This is a genomic window from Proteinivorax tanatarense (assembly GCF_040267685.1).
GTDB classification, from domain to species: domain Bacteria; phylum Bacillota; class Proteinivoracia; order Proteinivoracales; family Proteinivoracaceae; genus Proteinivorax; species Proteinivorax tanatarense.
This window is the reverse complement of record NZ_CP158367.1, coordinates 929,918-950,052: the sequence shown is the minus strand read 5'-3', so window position 1 is coordinate 950,052 and position 20,135 is coordinate 929,918. Positions and strand designations below refer to the sequence as shown.

The window sequence follows — 20,135 nt, the reverse complement described above, 5'->3', positions numbered from 1 at the left end:
GGTTATCCCCCCTAGTATTCAATCCATCTAAATATTGTTCCAGAGCTGTCCACTTCAATTTGTAAATTATATATAGAATTTTTGTACTGGGCAGTTATTTTAAGTTGATTATTAACATAACTCCAATTATAAGTTCCCAAACCCAAAGTTCCTTCTGAAGAACTTTCTTTTGATAAATTTTCAACGTCTGCTAAAACTTTATCAGCTACTCCAACAGCTATATATCGTGCTTGCATTTTTTCTTTATAAAGCTTATTACTATCCATGATTTTTTCTGTAGTTGAAAATAGGATAGTTAAAACAGTTAAACAACTAAATATTACAACTAATGCTAACAGCGTTATATTTCCCTTTGAGGAATTTTTAAAATAAATGCAAACTCCTTCTTTCTGTTCCATACAACCTCTACCTCCAGGTAAGATTTACAGGGAGTTATTGTATAGTTAAAATTTGTGATATTTTCACTTATTGGATATATTCCATGAGAAGAATTTCTTATAATACTTCGGGTATTTACATTATGATAGTATTTTATACTATCTCCGTCTTGATACTGAATTTCTAGCTGTCCTAATCTATTTATAAATACATCATCTTTGTGAATGGCTCTGTTGAGATCTCGTGTTAACCTTTGATGTATCGTCCTGATGTTGTACTGATATTCTGTTAATTCTTTGGTATTGTATGATAGGTTTACTGCAAAAAAAATTAATTGTGTCAAAATTATCATTATAAAAACTAGCATAGGAATAGCCACTAAGAGCTCCAGTAGAGTAAATCCTTTATTCTTCATAGTAATATCCTTGCATTTCAACAGTATGCTTACCAAGTTTTTGTTCCCAAAGTACCGTAACATTTACAACATAGAATTGTGATGATGACGTAATTTCTATTTCTACATCAAAGTCATCATCTCCTGCAAAATTTAGGTAATAAGGTAGCTTTTTACTTTGCTCTTTGGAATAATATTCTAATATACTATTAGCCATCAAGGTTGCATGAACATAGTTTTCACTATAAATTTCCGACTCCCATATAATAATTATACCCGCTACAAATGTAGTAGCAACAAAGGTTATAAGAAAAGCAGAAACTAAAACATTTAAAAGTATAGTTCCTTCTTTTTTAATCATTATAGTTCATCTCCAATCTTAACCTACCCCCTATTACGTCGAAAAGAATTATAGCCTGATTATTATATTCATCTCTAATAACGATTCGTCCCCCTTGCTGAGAAAGGCCTGTCCTGTGGATAACCATAGTTGAAAAAAAATTATTAGTCATTTTCAAGTTATGGGGGAGTTCAAAAGTACGTATGACATTATTCCTCTTATGTATTATATAACTTTCAGAGCATCCTGAAGGAAAAGTAATAAACACAGCTGTTCCGGAGCTCATAGCCTGTTGTTGAGCGTATTGGAGGTCCGCTAATGCTTTTTGTGCGTAAATTTCTAAATTTAAAGAAGTGTTATCAGTAACATTTAAAACAAAGGATGTCGCTATTAACATTGTCATCCCCAAAATTGAAACTACAACCAAAAGTTCCAACAAAGTAAAACCCAAAGAGTTATTGTTTTTAAACTTAACCACCGCCTTTATACTATATATTTTGCAAAAGATTATATATAGGATATAAAAGGACTACAACAATTAAAAAGACTATTGCTGCAACAATGACCATTATTAAAGGTTCAAATGCCTTGGCAAATCCTTCAGTTTTTATTTGCAATTCTTTTTTATAAAAATCTTTCGCTCTACTAACAGCATCGGTCAAATTAGAGGATTTTTCACCTACTTCAATAAAACCTAACGGTATTATGTTTTTTTCAAGCAACTTTAAGGCATTAGTGAAACTGTTCCCTTCCTGTAATTCCTGTTGTTGTTTGTGTGCTATTTTTTTTATTTCTTTAGATGGATAGTGCTGAATTAAATCTAAGCTTTTATATAAAGATATTCCCTGCTTTAAAGTGTTATATAAAATTTCATAATATGTCATTTTTTCTATATCCCAAAGAATTCTACCCAAAAGCGGAATACCCCGAATTCCTTTCTTTTTTGTTTTTAACAAAACTGCTATAGTTAATCCTAAGGCGGTGGCTAACATTATCTGGGGAAAAGGTAGGGCTAAAATAATTTTTAATAAGATGTTTTTGTTTATACCAAGGGTTAAGTATACTGCTTCCATTGATGGAATTAACCAAACAAATGTAAGAATAATTGTAAACAAAACTATTGTCAAAAGTATACAAGGATAAATCAAGGATGTAATAACATTTTCTTTTAGTTCTTTTTTCTGCTTTAAAAACAAAGATATTTCTTCTAGAGTTTTTACAAGCATCTCACCTTCTTCCCCTACCTTAATTAATTCTAGTACATATTTAGGAAACTTTTGTGTGGCATCCATGCTGTAATATAAATTATGCCCTTTCTTTAAGTTAGAGGATATGTGAATTGCGGTTTTCTTTTGCGTTTCATCACCTATTTTTTCCATCATTTCAAAAGCTTGTGATAGTGAAATCTTGCCCTTAAGCAGATAGAACAGATTATCTAAAAATTGGATAGTTTGTTTTTCTTTCATTTAATGTTCCCCTAGCACTCTGTTGAGTTCTTTTTTATCAGTAATTTTACGGGCCTTCTTTTGCTCTGCTGAATCATTTAATGTAAACATTTTGTTAATAACTATATTTTTAAATTTAGCACCTCTATGTAAAATATAGCTTTTTAAGTTATCGTCTTTGGAAAGAATTTCAAATATACCAGTTCTTCCACTATATTTATTAGAGCACTCTATTTTCCTAACAAGCCGCTGAGCTACTGCTCCCTTAAAAGCTTCTGAGAAAATTGCTGGATTGACTCCTAAGTTTATAAATCTATCAATAGATGAAATGCTATTTTCTGTATGAACACTGGCTAACACCGTATGACCTGTGAGAGCTGCTCTTAAAGCTATATGAGCAGTTTTTTCGCTTCTAACCTCACCAATAATAATCACATTGGGGTCTTGTCTTAAAACAGAGGTTAAAAGATATGAATAGTCTAGGCCCAACTCTTCTATCACCTCTATTTGGGTAAAATTAGGAATTTTATACTCCACAGGGTCTTCGATTGTAACTATATTAACGCTTTCATCATACAAATAATTAGCCATTGTGTACAAAGTGGTTGTTTTACCGCTCCCTGTAGGGCCACAAACTAAAATAAGTCCTCCCTTTAAGTTTAATAATTTTTTTAGCTGTTGAACTTGAAAAGGTTCCATACCCAACGAGGTAAATGTGCTAAACTCTGGCAAGTAGGGAAATAATCTAAGTACCAGTTTTTCTCCCCAAACAGTATTTATAGTTGACACCCTTATATCCATAGGCGGTGTACTATTAACTTTAAAACTTCCTTGTTGAGGTTGTCGGCTTTTAGTTATATCTAGGTTGCTCAAAACTTTGATCCTAGAATATATCTTTGTCGCATCCTCTTTTGCTAAGTTGTAATATTTTTTTAGCATCCCATCAATGCGATAAAAGACCTTTATACCCTCGTCTGATGGATGAAAGTGAATATCACTGCTTTTCGCTTCAAACCCTCTAAATAATATTTCGTCCAAATACTTTTTAGCATCCAAACTAATCCCCCCAACCCTCATTTGTGACAATATTCTATATTTTTTGATTAAATCCCTCTAAATTAATCAAAAAAATGGTTAGAAAACAAAATTTATTTAATTTCCTCCTCCCACATCAACATCCAAGTCCATAGCAGAATGAGCAAATATCGACGTTTTCGTGGCCAATTAAGATTTTCACTTTCTTTCCTCAATAGCATATACATCTAATAATTTCATACGTCAACTGCTACATAAATCAAAATAGATCTAAAACCATTGATTAGCCACGAAAACGTATAAATTAGCTACATGCTGGGACAAAATTCTTTTTCCAAATAAGCTACATGCTTGGTCAGTAATTAAATATTTAACTATATATCCAATGCTATTGTTTAGCATCTACAAATTTAGTAAGTCTTTTATTACCTTCAAGGTTGTGAATACCTTACAGACCCAGCATCAATTCTACTTTCAAACCCTGCTCTTTGTCCCAGCAGAATGAGCAAATATCGACGTTTTCGTGGCCAGTTATTATTTTGACTTTTCCTTCCCAATGGCATATACATCTAATAATTTCATACGTCAACTGCTACATAAATCAAAATAGATCTAAAACCTTTGATTAGCCACGAAAACGTATAAATTAGCTACATGCTGGGACAAAATTCTTTTTCCAAATAAGCTACATGCTTGGTCAGTAATTAAATATTTAACTATATATCCAATGCTATTGTTTAGCATCTACAAATTTAATAAGTCTTTTAATACCTACAAGGTCGTGAACACCTTACAGACCCAGCATCAATTCTACTTTCAAACCCTGCTCTTTGTCCCAGCAGAATGAGCAAATATCGACGTTTTCGTGGCCAGTTATTATTTTGACTTTTCCTTCCCAATGGCATATACATCTAATCACATACTATCAACCACTGCATAAATCAAAATAGAATAAAAACTATGATTGGCCACGAAAACGTATAAATTAGCTACATGCTGGGACAAAATTCTTTTTCCAAATAAGCTACATGCTTGGTCAGTAATTAAATATTTAACTATATATCCAATGTTATTTGTCGGGCATCTACAAATTTCAATTAGTTTTTATTACCTACAAGGTCGTGAATACCTCCAGACCAAGCATCATATCTACTTTCAAGTCCTGCTCTTTGTCCCAGCAGAATGAGCAAGTATCGACGTTTTCGTGGCCAGTTATTATTTTGACTTTTCCTTCCATTGGAAAATATCCACCTAACGCTAAACACCCTTGCCTTCGGCTAGTGATTCCCACTACCAAGTCCACAGCGGACTTTCACCGTCAATTTAACGCACATGCTAGGCACAGATAAAAAAAGTATCAGCTTTGCTGATACTTTTTCAATAGTTCTTTTAATGTCTCTAATGTTGGCTGATAACCAGTCCAAATTTCAAATGATTTTATTGCTTGGGCATAAAGTAGCTCCAAACCAGAAATGTACTGCAAATCATTAGACAAAGATACAGTTTGATTGTAGTTACAATCTAAAAGTACTTGAGCTATTTTGTTTTCAAATAAGTGGCTAATATCTAAGTTTAATGGCAGTGTATTTACAGTAACGCCTCCGCTAATATTTTCCTTTTTAAAAAACTCTATAGACATTAAGTTAATCCAAGGATATTGCTTCTTTAGATTTTCACCTGCCTTTTTATTACGGCAAACAACAGTAATATTTCTGTTGGTAAATTCCTTAAGGGCATAAATTGTTGTATGCGCCATATTCCCACTTCCCAAAATATAAATTTCTTCACTTCTAAAGGGATCTAACACAAGCTGCATCCCTCTAAAGTCAGTGTTATCACCCAGTAATTTTCCATTGGACAATGCTACGGTATTAACACTAGCAATATTTTTTCCATGATATGATATTTGGTCTATGTGTTCTTTTATAGCTGCTTTTAGTGGGTAAGTTACATTAAAACCTTTGTACCCTTCCTTTATAAGGCAATCCACCTTTTCTTTTAAATTATCTGTGGATACTCTAAATTTTGTATAACAAGCATTTAAGCCATAATGTTTAAACAAACAATTATGTATTTTAGGCGATAGACTGTGATCTATCGGATCTCCGATCACACAATATTTATCCATGAAATCACCTCTCTTGTAAAAAACAACAGCTATCACAAAGAAACGATAGCTGTATAGCTTTTAAACTTTTAAATTATCCTTAACATACTTCGAAGAGTCTACAAATTTCAAATTAACTTGTATATGTTGACCTATTCTTTTAATACCTATATCACCGAGAGACATATCCTTAAGCTCTGGATTACCTTCTTTTACTTCGTTTACTAAGTCTTTCAACATATTAAGCACATCAACTTCATCCCAGTTTATTTTCTTAAATACAGTTACAATTCTTTCCATATTTGGCACCTCCTAAAAATAATCTATTCAAAAAGGTGCCAATTTATACATTCTATTTACCTTTATTCTAAATAAGTCCTTTTTTGCTTAGCGACCTAAGCACCATCTTCTCTCCCTGCCTAACAATTTTAGTTCCAATAAACTCTTTTTCGTTTATAGGAATTACTAATATTGTAAATAGCCCTGACCGATTTCCTCCTAACACATCAGTGAAAATTTGATCACCTATTACCGCAGTAGAAGTCTTTTTACTGCCAGTCAATTCAATAGCTCTAGAAAATGGACTTCTTCTTGGTTTATTAGCCTTCGAAATAAAAGGTAAACCCACTTCTTTGGCAAAAGAAGCTACTCTATTTTCACTATTATTTGAAACAATGACAACTTTGAAGCCCTGCTTTGTTAAGTTCTCAAACCAGTTCATAAGCTTTGAGTTTGGTGAAGGTTCATTCCAGCCAACTAATGTATTGTCTAAGTCGGTTATTATTGTGTCAATATCATTTTTTTTCAACTTCTCTAAATCTAATTCATATATTGAATCTAAATATAAATTGGGAGTTAATTTTTTTAAGATAGAAATAGTACCACCTCCTAGATAAAAACATTATAGCATTTTTTTGAAAGATTTTAAATTAAATTTTGAACTTTTAGTTCTTTTAAAAGCTTGGTGGTCGCTTTTTTTTCAATTCTGGAAACATAAGACCTAGAAATTCCCAATTCCTTCGCTATCTCTCTTTGAGTTAAAATATCATGTGAACCTAAACCAAATCTTTTCACTATAACAAATCTTTCTTTTTGGGTAAGTTTATAAAGGACCTCATTGAGTCTAACTACATTAAGCTTTGTATCTACCTTTTCAAATAAATCACTCTCTATACCTAGTATATCCATTAAAGTTAGTTCATTTCCCTCGCCATCAATTCCTAACGGTTCTTCTAGTGATTTATCGTCCCTACTTTTTTTGTTAGCTCTTAACTCCATAAGTATCTCATTTTCAATGCACCGGGCAGCGTAAGTGGCAAGTTTAATACCTTTGTTTCTATCAAAGCTATCTATAGCCTTCATTAACCCACATGATCCCAAAGAAATTAGATCATCATGTTCAATTGCTGTGCTATCATATTTTTTAACAATATGAGCAACTAAACGTAGGTTGTGTTCAATTAATTTTTGGCGAGCTTGTTTATCGCCCTTTTCCATCTTCTTTAAATATTTTTCTTCTTCTTCAGGAGATAGAGGTTGTGGAAATGTATTGTTTTTTACATATGAAACTAAAAGTGACAGCTCTTTCATTGCGTAAGCAAGAGCTAGTAAAATAGACAATTCAAGTCCCCCTTTTTTTAATTGTGTTAAACATTATATGTGTAACCAGGGGGAATTACGACAATTTTCACCTTTTGTCATAATCAATCTTACTTAATATTTCTTCTAAAATACCTACAGGGTTATCCCCTTCTTCCACAATAATTGTTATTACATATTTAGGTCTATTATAAGGGAAAAAACCAGAAATCCAACGATTACCGTTGTCACTTGTCCCAGTTTTAACCCCTCCACCATAAGATAATTGTCGAGCTGTTCCGTACAGAATTGTAGAATTCATCATTTTTTGGATATCTTTAGCAACTCCATTACTTATTAACCGCTGATTAAAAGGATCTATAGACATCGGACTGGTAGGCCTTGGTCCCACATAATGAATTATATTCGGTTGCACTTGATATCCTCCATTTGCAATTACAGAAGTTAACTTTGCTATCTGTATAGGCGTAGTCTCCAACTGGCCTTGTCCTAAGGCAAGAAGCTTACTTCCTTGGCATCCTGAAACAGTCTCTATATCAGGTAATCTTCCGGAACTCTCCTGTAAAAGCCCAACATTTGTTGGGTTACCTAAACCAAGGTCAGAAGCCCGTTGGAGTATGGTATCTGCTCCCACATCATAAACTATTTTATGGAACACCTCATTACAGGAATGTGCCAATGCCTCTTCCAATGTTAAGCTTCCATGATTAACTAAACAGTTATCTCCACTGCACTGAAACTTATCTTCTTTTTGATATCCTTCTTCTAGGGCCACAATTGTAATGACAAGCTTAAATAAAGAAGCAGGACTGGTCTGCTTATGTGTGGTTATAGCTTTGTTAATGTGACTTCCGTCATCAACTTGATTAAAGTTATAAATTGGTCGACTAGCCATCGATAATATTTCGCCAGTGTTAGGATCCATTATTATAATTGCTCCTTGTTCTAGCGTATGTGTTAGTGTATCTTCTACTACTTTTTGTAGGTTTTTATCCAACGTAACAACCACACTGGTGTCATTTGTTGAATTATTGATATCATAAAAATGTTCAGAAGAAGTTAATTTACCATAAACATCAGTGATAGCAATAATCCTAGAAGGAGCTGCTCTTAGCTTATCATTATACTGATACTCTAGACCGCTAACACCTTGATATCCGTAAATATTATAAAGTTTGTGATGGTTTGTTAAACCAATTACATGGTGGGCTATATCAGATTTTCTTTCATTAAACTTTACCGGAATTGAACCTTCACACTCGCTTTGCTGAAACACTATGTCATTTTTTTCATCACAATATCTATACCAACCCAGGCTGCTTTCTTTAGTTAAAAGAGGTTCCAGATTGCGATCTAAAATATCTCCTCTATTACAATCATAAACTAAAGCTTTTACCCTTTGATTTACACTTAATTGGCTGTACTCAACATGTTTAAAAATTGATATATAGCCCACCCTTAAAATTAAAGCTAAAAAAATAGCCAAAAAGATTATAAGTAATATATGAATTCTTTTATACATAAAAAACCCTCCTGGAAATATTATTTCCAGGAGGGTTTTTTATGATTCAATGGTTATTTACAAGCGAAACTATTTTAGCTGCCAAAATATCTATAGCTACCTTATTTTCCCCACCCTCTGGTATGATTATATCGGCATGTTTCTTTGAGGGCTCTACAAACTGTAAATGCATAGGTCTAACCACTGAGAGATATTGGTCTACCACTGAGTCTAACGTTCTTTCTCTTTCTTTTATATCTCTAATAACTCTTCGTATAATTCTTACGTCTGCATCTGTGTCTACATACACTTTTATGTCCATAAGATCTCGTATTTTTTTGTCCTCTAAAATCAAAATCCCTTCTAAAATAATTATCTTTTTGGATTCTACTATAACGCTTTCTTTTAATCTAGTGTGAGATTTAAAAGAATAAACAGGTCTTTGAATAGATTGACCTGCCCTTAATTTTGTTAAGTGGTCTAACAACAAATCTGTATCAAAAGCAAAAGGATGATCATAATTAGTCTTTAGCCGTTCTTCAAAAGATATGTGGGATTGGTCTTTATAATAAGAGTCGTGTTCTATAACCGTTATTTTACTATGATCAATTTTTTCTACTACTTTTTGTGCTACAGTTGTTTTCCCGGAACCTGTTCCTCCTGCTATTCCAATAATTACTGGTACTGTCATTTTACTTCTCCCTTCTAAGAATTGCAAAATCTACCACTTGGATATCTAAGGCCACTTTAACAAGTTGTTGAGGATGAGGGGCTTTTTCCATTTCTACGTCATACTCATCCCAAATGTTATTAATTTTAGCCTTTTTGACTGCCCCTCCAGGCATTAAAACTTCAACTTCCTCACCTTTTGCAAAATGATTTCTTTGTTCTATCAAAGCTATGTTATTTTGGTCTCCTTTTTTTCGAACTATCCCCACAAAGTCAAACTCAGTATTACTTTTAGTGCTATAAATATTCTGAGCGCTCTGGTCAGCTTGCCGATGATAAAAACCAGATGTAAATTCTCGATTTGAAGCTTTTTTTAATTCTTCTACCCATTTGCTACTGTCAAACTTAACATTATTGTCAATTAAATCTAAGGCTTGCCTATAGGCATTGACAACTGTGGCAATATAATGAACACTCTTCATCCTTCCTTCTATTTTCAAACTATCAATACCAGCATAAACAAGCTTATCTAAAAATTCCATAGCCATCAAATCTTTAGAGCTCATAATATAGGTCCCTCTTTCGTCGATTTCAACTGGCATGTACTCTCCCGGTCGCTGTTCTTCTACCAAATGATATGACCATCTACAAGGTTGAGCACAGTCGCCTTTATTTGCGCTTCTACCAGCCATATAGGAGCTTAGTAAACAACGGCCAGAATATGCCATACACATAGCTCCATGGATAAATGACTCTACTTCTATATCAGCTTTTTCTTTAAGTTGAGCTATTTCATTTATTGATAATTCTCTTGCCACAACCACCCTAGAAGCCCCTAGTTTTTTCATAACCTCAGCTGACTTATAGTTAGTGACATTAGCTTGAGTACTTACGTGAACTTCCAGACCTGGAGCAAGCTCTTTAACTAAAGTAATTACTCCTATATCAGCAACAATAACTGCATCAACACCAACCGCCTGTAACCATTTTAAATACGGAGGCAACTTTTCTATATCGGAATTATGAGCTAGTATATTTACCGTTACATAAACCTTTACACCTTTTACATGTGCATAATGTAACCCTTCTAAAAGTTCACTTTCAGAAAAATTAGTTGCTCTCGCTCTTAGTCCAAAGCTTTTTCCTGCAAGATAAACTGCATCAGCCCCATATTCTACTGCTATTTTTAGTTTTTCTAAACTTCCAGCTGGCGCCAAAAGTTCTGGTTTTCTGTTCATTTTATCACCTCATGTACGTAAGAATGGGAACGTAAATTTTACGTCCCCTTTACTTAATCTGTGTGCCAGTATCTATCAGCATTTTCTTGGTGTTCTTCGTAGGTCTGGGCAAAGTGATGGTAACCTGTCTCCCGGTCAGCAACATAGTAAAGATAATTTGTGTCTTTAGGTTGCAAAACTGCATCTATCGATGCTTTACCTGGACTGGCGATTGGTGTCGGTGGAATACCCTTATATTTGTAGGTATTATAAGGTGAGTCAACTTCCAAATCTTCATAAGTAACTCTCTCTCTATGCCCAATGGCATAAAGCACAGTAGCATCTATTTGAAGTAACATCCCCTTTTCCAACCTGTTGTAAATCACGCTAGCTATCTTGGTCTTTTCACTGTCATGTTTAGCTTCCCTTTCAATTAACGACGCTAAGGTAACCGCTTCATGGACAGTTAAGTCCAGTTCTTCCATCTGGTCTATTTTGCTTTCAGTTAACACTTCATCAAAAGAACTGAGCATCATATCGATTAACTGCCATTCTGTGATGTCTGGATACACTTCATAGGTATTTGGAAAAAGATACCCTTCCAACCTATAATCGTGTTGCACATCCTCTAACCGCTCTATAAAATCATATTCAAACTCCCCATCTTGTACAAGCTGAAGAAATTTATCCCTCTCAGCTAATCCCTGTTCTTCTAATCGAATAGCAATCTGCTCCACAGTAAAGCCTTCAGGTATGGTAAACCTAACAGTTTCTCTGGCAACTCTACCTTCTGTTAGCAACTCCCCCAACTCTTCATAACTAAGTCCATCGGTTAAAGTATAGTCCCCTGCTTGGAAGCTACCGTTTAAATTATTTAAGTGGGCATAGGCTAAAAAAAGATTCTTATTTTTAATTACACCTTCTTTTTTCAGCATTTGAGCAATTTCCTGAGTTGAAGTCCCCAAAGGAACTTCAACATGAATGACTTGATTTCCATCTCCGGGTGGGGCAGTTAAATTTAAAATAGCCAAACCTCCGATTAAAAAAAACAACACTATAGTACTCAGTATCGTTATTACTGTTTTTTTCTTAGACCAATTATGCAGAGAAGATTTAAACTTCTTTTTTAACACTGTTGGGGATAAATAATCTTTAGTTTTTTTTAGCTTGTCCCATATATTCAATTTCAAGCTCTCTCCCCTCCCTCAATACCTAGTCCTCTTCTTTTAACTCGTTATGCCAAGTCTCTTCAATCTTATCTAAAAGATCTGAATCCTCAACTACGTTATAGACAAGTTCACCGTCTTTTTCTTCAACCTTAAATACATGAGCCGTTTCTGGTTCTATAGTTCCTTCGGGAATCAAAAAAACATATTCCTCTCCATCATAAGAAACTCTGTCATATTCATTAAAAAGATGTTCATTTCCCTCATCATCCACTAAAGCAATACGAATGTTCTCTTTTTCTTGATCCATTATAGTAAACCTCCTAATATGATAGTTTGTAGGCATTAAAACTTTTATTTTTATTTTAGCTTAGCTAAATAATTTTGTAAAATTAGCACCGCTGCTTGTTTGTCAATCACTTTTTTTCTTGTTTTTCTACTAACATCAGCTTCGATTAACTGCCTTTGTGCTTGAGCTGTAGTCAAGCGCTCGTCCTCTAACTTATATTCTAAATGAGGAAATTTTTTTTCCATTCTATCTTTAAATTTTATGGATAGTTCTCCCCTATCACCTATGGAATTATCCATGTTTTTAGGCAGCCCAATTACAACAGTGCTGACCTCATACTCATCTATAATTTGCTTAAGTTTAGCAAAGTCATTTTTTTTCCCTGCTCTAGAAATAACTGTAATTCCCTGAGCTGTTAACTTTAAAGCATCTGAAACAGCCACACCGATAGTTTTTTCTCCTAAGTCTAGCCCCATTATTCTCAAATAAATACACCTCTTATTACTAAATTACCTTAATGCAAAAATCCGAACACACCCTACTACAATACCCACAGAAAACACATTTTCCTCTTATTACTTTAACTTTTTTTTCTTCTATAGTCAAAGCATTCTGCGGGCAAGTTTCAACACATTTCCCACATTTTTGACACCAGTTATGTATGATAAGCTCTCTATTTTTGTTGGATAACTTTTCAGCTAAACCATGATTGTAAACTCCGTTAAAAAGCTGTATATTAAAGTCAATTTCCAAGCTAGATTGCATACCAATGGCCACAGAATCCACCTCTTTTTTAGAAAAAACATATTCTAAAGCCATTTTACTGTCTCTAATCAAATGTCCTCCACCCAAAGCCTTCATGACATAAATCCCTTTTCCCATTTGAAAAGCTGTATCAATAGCTTGTGCCATATCTGTAAAGTTACCATCTACTATTCCCAGTCCCTTTACATTAAAAATAGGATGGATGACATCAATCTCTGGAAAAGAATTAACATCTCGCACACATTGTATATGGTGAGTTGAAACTCCTACATGCTTTATTAATCCTCTCTCTTTATACTTTAGCAATGTTTCTACAGCTTCATAATGACCTCTAATAGAATGATATGATGACTGCTCATGCAGTAAAAATACATCTAAATATTCCACACCAAGCTCTGTTAATGCTTTTTCCACACTAACCTGAGCTGTTTTTTTGTTAAAACAATAGGACTTTGTGCTTATAATAGGACGATATCTAGACATTTCCATACTTTTTTTAATATGGGCATAGTTATCATATATTTCTGCTGTGTCTATAAAGTTAATCCCTTTTTCATAGCCGTAGGACAAAAGTTTGGCACCCTCTAGGGGAGTAAGATTTCTCTGTAGGGGTCCCATAGTGAGGGTGCCAAAGCATATTGGGGAAACTTCCAGTTCGGTGTTTCCCAGTTTGTGGTAGTTTTTATTTAATAGCATTAATATAATTCTTTACTAATTCTTCTAAAATTTCATCCCGCTCTAATTTTCTTATCTTAACCCTAGCATTGTTGTGACTGGTGATGTATGCTGGATCTCCAGATAACAAATAACCAACAATTTGATTGATAGGGCTATATCCTTTTTCTTCTAAACTTTCAAAAACCTCTGCTAAAGTAGATTTTACATCCTTTTCCTCTTTTTGAGCTTGAAATTTCATAGTATGTTGGGAATTAGTCATAATTCCAACCCCCTTTAAATTTTTTTTCGTTATAAGTTTATTCGACACAATTAGCAAAATTTCCTGCAAAAGTTGGGTATATAAATAAACTTACCCAATTATTCCTGTACTATTCTTCCAATAGGTTTAAAACTTCTTTAAGGGCCTCATTAATTTTCTCAGGCTCCTTACCTCCTGCTTGTGCCATATTAGGTTTGCCACCACCACCCCCTGAGCAAATTGAAGCTACTTCTTTTATTATTTTGCCGCAATGAACACCAGATGAAACAGCGTTTTTAGTTGCTTTTGCGGCAAAGTTCACTTTGCCATCAATTTCAGCTGCTAACACAACAACTGCATTATCTTGATTGGCCACAACTTTATCTGTTATTTCTCTCATTTGTCCCGGATTTTTAACATCGACTTTAGCTGTATAAACTTTAGTTTCCCCACACTTTTTACCATTTTCAAGTATATCATCGATAGCTGAACCAGCTAGCTTACTTTGAGCTGTTTTCAATTCATCTTTAAGCTCTTTAATATTATTGTTTAAATCCATAACTTTTTGATGCAAGTCATTTGGATTACACTTTAACTGTTGAGCCAAGTCCTGAACTAATTTGTCTTTTTCCATAAAATAGTTTAAAGCATTTTGACCAGCTAAAGCTTCAATTCTTCTTAGCCCAGATCCAACAGAACTTTCTGAAACAATTTTAAACAATCTTATTTGCAGTGTATTAGAAACATGGGTTCCGCCACACAGTTCTTTGCTATAATCTCCTACCGATACAACCCTCACATTTTCTTCGTATTTTTCTCCAAATAGAGCTTCTGCTCCTTCTGATTGTGCTTCTTGTAAGGATTTATGCTCTGTTATAACCTCTTTACCTGAATCTATAATCTCATTTACTTTACTTTCAATCATCTGTAATTGCTCATCTGTCAAAGGTTCAAAATGGGTAAAATCAAATCTAAGTCTTTGGGAGTCCACATAAGATCCCCCTTGCTTAACCTGAGTACCTAGAACTTCTTTTAACACTTTATGAAGCACATGAGTTGCTGTATGGTTTATTTCAGTTTCCCGCCTAGTGGAAGAAGTAACTTGAACCTTTGCCTTTTGCCCTACCTTAACACTGCCACTTTCTACTTTTCCAATAGAAATAATATGGTCACCTTTTTTTATTGTATCTAAAATTTTTACAGTTCCTGTTTCTGTGATTATTTTACCCTTATCTCCTACTTGGCCGCCACCTTCAGGATAAAGTGGAGTTTCAGATACTAAAACCTTTATTTCATCATTCTTATAAGCTGTGTCGATACTTATATCATTGAACAATACATCTAAAGTGGTATTTATGTTTAGATTATTGTAACCTACAAATTTTGTAGCAGGAACTTCTTTTAAAAACGATAAATTATCCACACCAAAATTCCCATCCTCCTGCCTTGCCATGCGAGCACGATTTCGTTGTTCCTCTAAGGATTTATAAAACTGTTCTTCATCCACAGTTATACCCTGCTCTTTTAAGATCTCTTTTGTCATATCCAGTGGAAACCCATAGGTATCATATAACTTAAAAGCAGTTTCACCATCAAAGTTGCCATCATTTTGTTTTTCTAACTCTTCATTTAGCAATTCAAGTCCCTGATCTAAGGTTTGAGCAAAGCGCTCTTCTTCTATGGAAACGACCTTTGTAATATAATCTTTTTTATCGGTTAACTCCGAATAATGATGCCCCATTATTTCTTCAACTACATCTATTAACTCAGACAAAAAGTTCCCTTTGATTCCTAAAATTATTCCATGCCTTGCCGCTTTTCTTATCAATCTTCTTAAAACATATCCCCTGCCTTCATTTGAAGGCATAACACCATCAGTAATCATAAAGGCAATAGCCCTTACATGGTCTGCAATGACTTTTAAGGAAGTATCTATTTTAGCATTATGACCATAATTTTCATCGCCTAAAGCGGCAGTTTTTTGAATGATGGGCATGATTGCATCAATTTCATAATTGGTTTTAACACCCTGCATGACTGCGGCTATTCTTTCTAAGCCCATACCTGTATCTATATTTTTTGATTCTAATGGGGTATAGTTACCATTTTCATCTTTGTTAAACTGGGTAAATACCAAATTCCAAATTTCAAGATACCGATCACATTCGCATCCTGGTTTACAATCAGGATTATCGCATCCAAGTTCCTCCCCTTGATCATAATAAATCTCTGATGATGGTCCACATGGACCAACACCTATTTCCCAAAAATTATCTTCTTTCCCTAATTTTACTATTCTATCTTTGTTGACACCTATCTTTTCTTGCCAGATTTTATAAGCTTCTTCATCTTCATGATATACAGATATATACAAATTATCTTTGTTTAACTTTAACCATTTAGTTAAAAATTCCCAAGCCCACTTTATAGCTTCTTCCTTAAAGTAATCACCAAAAGAAAAATTGCCCAACATTTCAAAAAATGTATGATGTCTAGCAGTAACGCCTACATTTTCTATATCGCCAGTTCTGATACATTTTTGCGACGTAACTACTTTAGGATTATTTCTAGTCTTATTTCCCGTAAAATAATCCTTAAAAGGTGCCATTCCTGCACCAATCAATAGCAAAGTAGGGTCATTTTTAGGAATCAAGGGTGCACTGTCTAATATATCATGGTCTTTGGTTTCAAAAAACTTTAAAAAATTACTTCTTATTTCATTGGTTTTCATAAATTACACTCCTTTTAGCAATCAATTTAAACAATAATTTGACAAAAAAGTCCCTGTTGAAATACAACAGGGACGAACAGGCCGCGGTACCACCCAATTTATTCTATAGTTAGAATCGCTCTTACACTTTAACGGTTCTCACCGGTTTGGCTTTAGCCAAACACCTCCAGGACAGCTTCCACAATAGCTTATAAAGAATCTTTCAGCCAAGGATCCTTTTCTCTTTAAAAAGCAGTTTTGTGTACTCATTCCCTTTCACGGTTTTTAATTATTAATTATGTTTTTATTATATTGTTTTATCTAATTTATGTCAATTTATTTTTGCTTACTCACTATATAAGCTATTATATTTCTAAATATTATCCTTGAAACTGCAACAACTGGAACAGCTAAAATCATACCTTTAACTCCAAAAAATGTTCCCCCTGCTATAAGTGATAGGATAACTGCAACAGGATGTAAGTTTAACTTTTTGCCTAAAACCTGTGGTGCTACTAGTTGACTTTCTATTTGCTGTATAATAGTTACAACGATAACTACCTTTACAGCAAGTATGGGTTCTTGGAAAAACGCAACAATAGTAGCTGGCACAGCTCCAATCCAAGGTCCAAAATATGGTATCACGTTTGTTATACCTGCAAAAATACCTAAGGTCAAAGAGTACTCTACTCCTAAAAATAATAGTCCTAAATAAGTGGTTATACCTATCATAGTACAAACTATTATGATGCCTCTTATGTAGTTTCCTAAAGATTCATCAATCTCATGGGCCACTTTGGCAAAACTAGCCTTTTTCTTAGCTGGCACCAACTTGAAAAAAGCTCTTTGAAACAGATAGTAATCCCGCAAACAATAGAAGGTTAACACTAACACCATAAAAAACTGAAATAATCCCATAGCTAAATTAAGACCAAATTCAGGAAGTTTTGCAAAGGTGTTTAATAGAGCTTCTTGAAATACATCCAAACCTTCTTCAATACTATCTTCTAACCCTTTTGGCATTTCTATACGCTCTGTTTGTTCATTAAAATCTATAATAAACTGATTTATATCCTCAGTATAATTTGGCAAATTCTGATTTAACCGGGTTATTTCATGGCTTACAATAGGTATCATTCTAGCAACTAAAATATAAAGAGCAGTGAAAATTATTATATATATAACTAATACCGAAATTCCCCGCGGAACTTTTTTTTGTTGAAAGTAAACCACTATTGGATTAAGAATATAGGCAATAATCAATGCTATAAACAGTGGAGCTAAAAGAGATATAACTGTTCGACCAGAAACCATAATAAACGAAATTGCAGAAAATGTAACTAATGAAAAAATAAATACAACTAGTAGCACTGCTAGAGTAATTTTCATTGCTAATCTGACGCTTTTATTTTCAAAGTATTTTTTTATATTCAATTTTCATAACCTCCTCTCTACATTCTATCACCCTACTTAGCAAAATAAAACCTTTTTTTAATAAAAAGGCAGACGTGATTTTAAAGTCACATCTGCCTTATTCTATGTCCTTTTTCTTCTCATTAGACGTTTAGGCTGAGTTTTTCTATTTTTACCTTTATACTCATCTTTTATATCCTCTACCACATCCTCTGCTTTATCTACAGAATCATCTATAAAGTTCTCAACCTGATCCTCGTACTTACCATTAGTAGCGTAACCAAATGAATTATCATTTTCATCATCAAGGTACTGAAAAGCATCATCAACATGTGAATAAAATCCTTCTTTTATTTTATTAAAACTACCTTTTCTCATTAACTTTCCTACTGCCAGTCCTAATAATCCTCCTACAATCAACCCTTGAATATATCCGCGTCTCATAAGCACCTCCGGTTAATTAGAGTTCATCGTCATACTCATCACTATCTAAGGCAATTAATGATCCTTCATCGTCCACCTCATAAACCTTTAGTTTGTCATTTGTTTTTTGATAAACTACAAAGCAGTTCCAGCAATAAAACTGTTCGTTAGCTATCTGTCCCACATCTCTCCCCTGACAAACTGGACAATTCATAGGCAATCCTCCTTAATATTGTTCCACTGTATCCCAGCTATTATTATCCAAAGAAGTGTTTTTATCTAAATTCTCTAAATGAATTTTTAAATCTTCTAAAGCTAGTTGTTTATTTGCCATATCTATTACCTCATTGGGTACCACAATGGTATCTTTTCCATATATTGTTGACGATGGGACTGGAATTATACCTCTTCCATTTAAAATATCGTTAATAATACCGTCAGAAACTTCGAACCCCAGAATTTTTCCATTTTCCTTTAAAAACAAAATATCCTGTATATTGCCAAGGTTTTCTCCATTTTTTGTGTAAATGGGTTTTTCTTTTATCTTTGTGTAAGGAAAGCAGTGTTGGGGTAAATCTAAAACCTGCGGTTGTTCTTTTTCTTTCAAGACTATAGCACTTTCCCCGACGTTAACTTGGTTGGGAAATACACCAAATGGCTGCGTAATAATTGTTCCTTTCTTTAAAATAAATCCTCCAATACTGTGTTCTTGAGTATTTAGGTAACCTTCACACAACTCTCCCACTTTTTCTCCTTTATCTATCGCTAAAAGTGGCATACCCATTAAGTAGCTAAGCCTTTTCATGTAATTCCCCCTAAAAAATATTATCATTTATATTTTCTCTTATTTAATTTAAAAAATGCAAAAAAATAAACTAGCTGTAAAGCGACTAGTTTATTTCCAAAAAATCTATATAAGTGTAAATTATTTCTTAAGGTACGCCAATCCGACAGTTTTAGGGCCACAATGACTGGAAATTACACATTCAGCTTCAGTCATGATAATCTCGCCTTCCAATTCCTTCTCTAATTGCTCTTTTAGATAATCTGCTCCCTCTTTATTCATAGAATGTGCAACAACTATTTTATCTTTCCTTATCTGTTCTTTATCTTTTAATGCATTTTTTAACATGTTTTGTAGTGCTTTCTTAAACTTTCCACGGGTTTTTTGTGCTAAGATCATTCCACCGTCAACCACCTTGACCACTGGACGGATTTTTAACATAGTACCAACAAAGTTTTGAACTCCTGTACATCTTCCTCCTTTATGAAGATAGTCAAGGGTATTAATTACAAATTGCATTTCAACTTTTTCAACTAGATTCTCCACATTCTCCACTACTTGTTCGGAACTATAACCTTCTTTTATAAAATCTGCCGCTTTCAACACCAATATTCCTATTCCTACACAAAGGTTCTTTGAATCAACAACGTGTATTTTCCCATCAAGGCTCTGGGATGCTAACTTTGCATTTTGATAAGTGGCAGAAAGCTCAGAAGAAAGACCGATATATATAATTTCATAACCTTCTTCTATATACGGTTTAAATGCATCAACAAAATCTTTAGGAGGGGTGCCAGAAGTTTTAGGTAGTTTATCCTTTTCTTCAACCATTTTATACATTTTATCTGTTTTAATATCCTTGCCATCTTTAAAAGCTTGGTCATCAAATATCACATTTAATGGTACCACATCTATGTTATGTTCTTTTAGTATCTTTTCTGATAAATCGCTAGTACTGTCAGTAAATAACTTTATTTTTTGCAT

The 20,135-nt window shown here is 33.8% G+C and carries 25 protein-coding genes and 1 other annotated feature; all 25 genes read right to left on the bottom strand.

The genetic code is table 11. From position 1 onward, the window contains the following. Positions 1–11: 11 nt before the first annotated feature. Positions 12–266, bottom strand: a complete 255-nt coding sequence (locus tag PRVXT_RS04725) for a hypothetical protein (RefSeq protein WP_350344522.1) — start codon at positions 264–266, stop codon at positions 12–14. A gap of 74 nt (positions 267–340) precedes the next feature. Then, positions 341–730: a hypothetical protein gene (locus tag PRVXT_RS04720; protein ID WP_350344521.1), complete on the bottom strand. Its 390-nt coding sequence runs from the start codon at positions 728–730 to the stop codon at positions 341–343. A 52-nt stretch (positions 731–782) separates the two neighbouring features. Further along, complete coding sequence (locus PRVXT_RS04715) at positions 783–1,133, bottom strand: hypothetical protein (RefSeq protein WP_350344520.1); 351 nt, start codon at positions 1,131–1,133, stop codon at positions 783–785. Beyond that, positions 1,126–1,590: a GspH/FimT family pseudopilin gene (locus PRVXT_RS04710; protein ID WP_350344519.1), complete on the bottom strand. Its 465-nt coding sequence runs from the start codon at positions 1,588–1,590 to the stop codon at positions 1,126–1,128. The genes PRVXT_RS04715 and PRVXT_RS04710 overlap by 8 nt, the downstream gene beginning before the upstream one ends. A gap of 10 nt (positions 1,591–1,600) precedes the next feature. Further along, positions 1,601–2,578, bottom strand: coding sequence for a type II secretion system F family protein (locus PRVXT_RS04705; RefSeq protein ID WP_350344518.1), 978 nt, complete (start codon positions 2,576–2,578; stop codon positions 1,601–1,603). Beyond that, positions 2,579–3,613 carry a GspE/PulE family protein gene (locus tag PRVXT_RS04700; RefSeq protein ID WP_350344517.1) on the bottom strand — a complete coding sequence of 345 codons (1,035 nt, stop codon included), beginning with the start codon at positions 3,611–3,613 and terminating at the stop codon, positions 2,579–2,581. Positions 3,614–4,703: 1,090 nt separating this feature from the next. Continuing rightward, positions 4,704–4,895 (bottom strand): hypothetical protein, encoded by a 192-nt coding sequence (locus tag PRVXT_RS04695; RefSeq protein WP_350344516.1) that lies wholly within the window; start codon positions 4,893–4,895, stop codon positions 4,704–4,706. Positions 4,896–4,949: 54 nt separating this feature from the next. Then, positions 4,950–5,720, bottom strand: coding sequence for a shikimate dehydrogenase family protein (locus tag PRVXT_RS04690; RefSeq protein ID WP_350344515.1), 771 nt, complete (start codon positions 5,718–5,720; stop codon positions 4,950–4,952). 60 nt (positions 5,721–5,780) lie between these two features. Continuing rightward, positions 5,781–5,999: a hypothetical protein gene (locus PRVXT_RS04685; RefSeq protein WP_350344514.1), complete on the bottom strand. Its 219-nt coding sequence runs from the start codon at positions 5,997–5,999 to the stop codon at positions 5,781–5,783. A gap of 67 nt (positions 6,000–6,066) precedes the next feature. Further along, a complete protein-coding gene (locus tag PRVXT_RS04680) occupies positions 6,067–6,570 on the bottom strand; it encodes a YqeG family HAD IIIA-type phosphatase (RefSeq protein WP_350345108.1) in 504 nt (167 codons plus the stop codon). A gap of 53 nt (positions 6,571–6,623) precedes the next feature. Continuing rightward, the gene (sigK, locus tag PRVXT_RS04675) at positions 6,624–7,319 is read right to left on the bottom strand and encodes an RNA polymerase sporulation sigma factor SigK (RefSeq protein WP_350344513.1); all 696 of its coding nucleotides are present in this window, start codon (positions 7,317–7,319) and stop codon (positions 6,624–6,626) included. Positions 7,320–7,386: 67 nt separating this feature from the next. Next, positions 7,387–8,820 carry a peptidoglycan D,D-transpeptidase FtsI family protein gene (locus tag PRVXT_RS04670; RefSeq protein WP_350344512.1) on the bottom strand — a complete coding sequence of 478 codons (1,434 nt, stop codon included), beginning with the start codon at positions 8,818–8,820 and terminating at the stop codon, positions 7,387–7,389. 46 nt (positions 8,821–8,866) lie between these two features. Next, on the bottom strand, positions 8,867–9,490 hold the full coding sequence (gene udk / locus PRVXT_RS04665; protein ID WP_350344511.1) for a uridine kinase: 624 nt from the start codon (positions 9,488–9,490) through the stop codon (positions 8,867–8,869). A 1-nt stretch (position 9,491) separates the two neighbouring features. After that, entirely contained in the window at positions 9,492–10,706 is a 1,215-nt protein-coding gene (locus tag PRVXT_RS04660) for a peptidase U32 family protein (RefSeq protein ID WP_350344510.1), read from the bottom strand. Between the two features lie 53 nt (positions 10,707–10,759). Further along, positions 10,760–11,875: an endolytic transglycosylase MltG gene (gene mltG, locus PRVXT_RS04655; RefSeq protein ID WP_350344509.1), complete on the bottom strand. Its 1,116-nt coding sequence runs from the start codon at positions 11,873–11,875 to the stop codon at positions 10,760–10,762. A 22-nt stretch (positions 11,876–11,897) separates the two neighbouring features. After that, positions 11,898–12,161 (bottom strand): DUF1292 domain-containing protein, encoded by a 264-nt coding sequence (locus PRVXT_RS04650; protein ID WP_350344508.1) that lies wholly within the window; start codon positions 12,159–12,161, stop codon positions 11,898–11,900. 50 nt (positions 12,162–12,211) lie between these two features. Next, a complete protein-coding gene (gene ruvX / locus PRVXT_RS04645) occupies positions 12,212–12,625 on the bottom strand; it encodes a Holliday junction resolvase RuvX (RefSeq protein WP_350344507.1) in 414 nt (137 codons plus the stop codon). Positions 12,626–12,644: 19 nt separating this feature from the next. After that, positions 12,645–13,601 carry an aldo/keto reductase gene (locus tag PRVXT_RS04640; RefSeq protein ID WP_350344506.1) on the bottom strand — a complete coding sequence of 319 codons (957 nt, stop codon included), beginning with the start codon at positions 13,599–13,601 and terminating at the stop codon, positions 12,645–12,647. Beyond that, positions 13,588–13,842 (bottom strand): IreB family regulatory phosphoprotein, encoded by a 255-nt coding sequence (locus PRVXT_RS04635; RefSeq protein WP_350344505.1) that lies wholly within the window; start codon positions 13,840–13,842, stop codon positions 13,588–13,590. Before PRVXT_RS04635 ends, PRVXT_RS04640 begins: the two co-directional genes overlap by 14 nt. A 109-nt stretch (positions 13,843–13,951) precedes the next feature. After that, on the bottom strand, positions 13,952–16,552 hold the full coding sequence (alaS, locus tag PRVXT_RS04630) for an alanine--tRNA ligase (protein ID WP_350344504.1): 2,601 nt from the start codon (positions 16,550–16,552) through the stop codon (positions 13,952–13,954). A gap of 65 nt (positions 16,553–16,617) precedes the next feature. Further along, positions 16,618–16,819: a binding site (T-box leader), on the bottom strand. Between the two features lie 48 nt (positions 16,820–16,867). Further along, entirely contained in the window at positions 16,868–17,965 is a 1,098-nt protein-coding gene (locus tag PRVXT_RS04625; RefSeq protein WP_350344503.1) for an AI-2E family transporter, read from the bottom strand. A 102-nt stretch (positions 17,966–18,067) separates the two neighbouring features. Then, the gene (locus tag PRVXT_RS04620; RefSeq protein WP_350344502.1) at positions 18,068–18,388 is read right to left on the bottom strand and encodes a hypothetical protein; all 321 of its coding nucleotides are present in this window, start codon (positions 18,386–18,388) and stop codon (positions 18,068–18,070) included. A 16-nt stretch (positions 18,389–18,404) separates the two neighbouring features. Beyond that, on the bottom strand, positions 18,405–18,581 hold the full coding sequence (locus PRVXT_RS04615) for a hypothetical protein (protein WP_350344501.1): 177 nt from the start codon (positions 18,579–18,581) through the stop codon (positions 18,405–18,407). Between the two features lie 12 nt (positions 18,582–18,593). Beyond that, positions 18,594–19,172 (bottom strand): PRC-barrel domain-containing protein, encoded by a 579-nt coding sequence (locus tag PRVXT_RS04610; protein ID WP_350344500.1) that lies wholly within the window; start codon positions 19,170–19,172, stop codon positions 18,594–18,596. A 120-nt stretch (positions 19,173–19,292) separates the two neighbouring features. Continuing rightward, a complete protein-coding gene (locus PRVXT_RS04605; protein ID WP_350344499.1) occupies positions 19,293–20,135 on the bottom strand; it encodes a DegV family protein in 843 nt (280 codons plus the stop codon).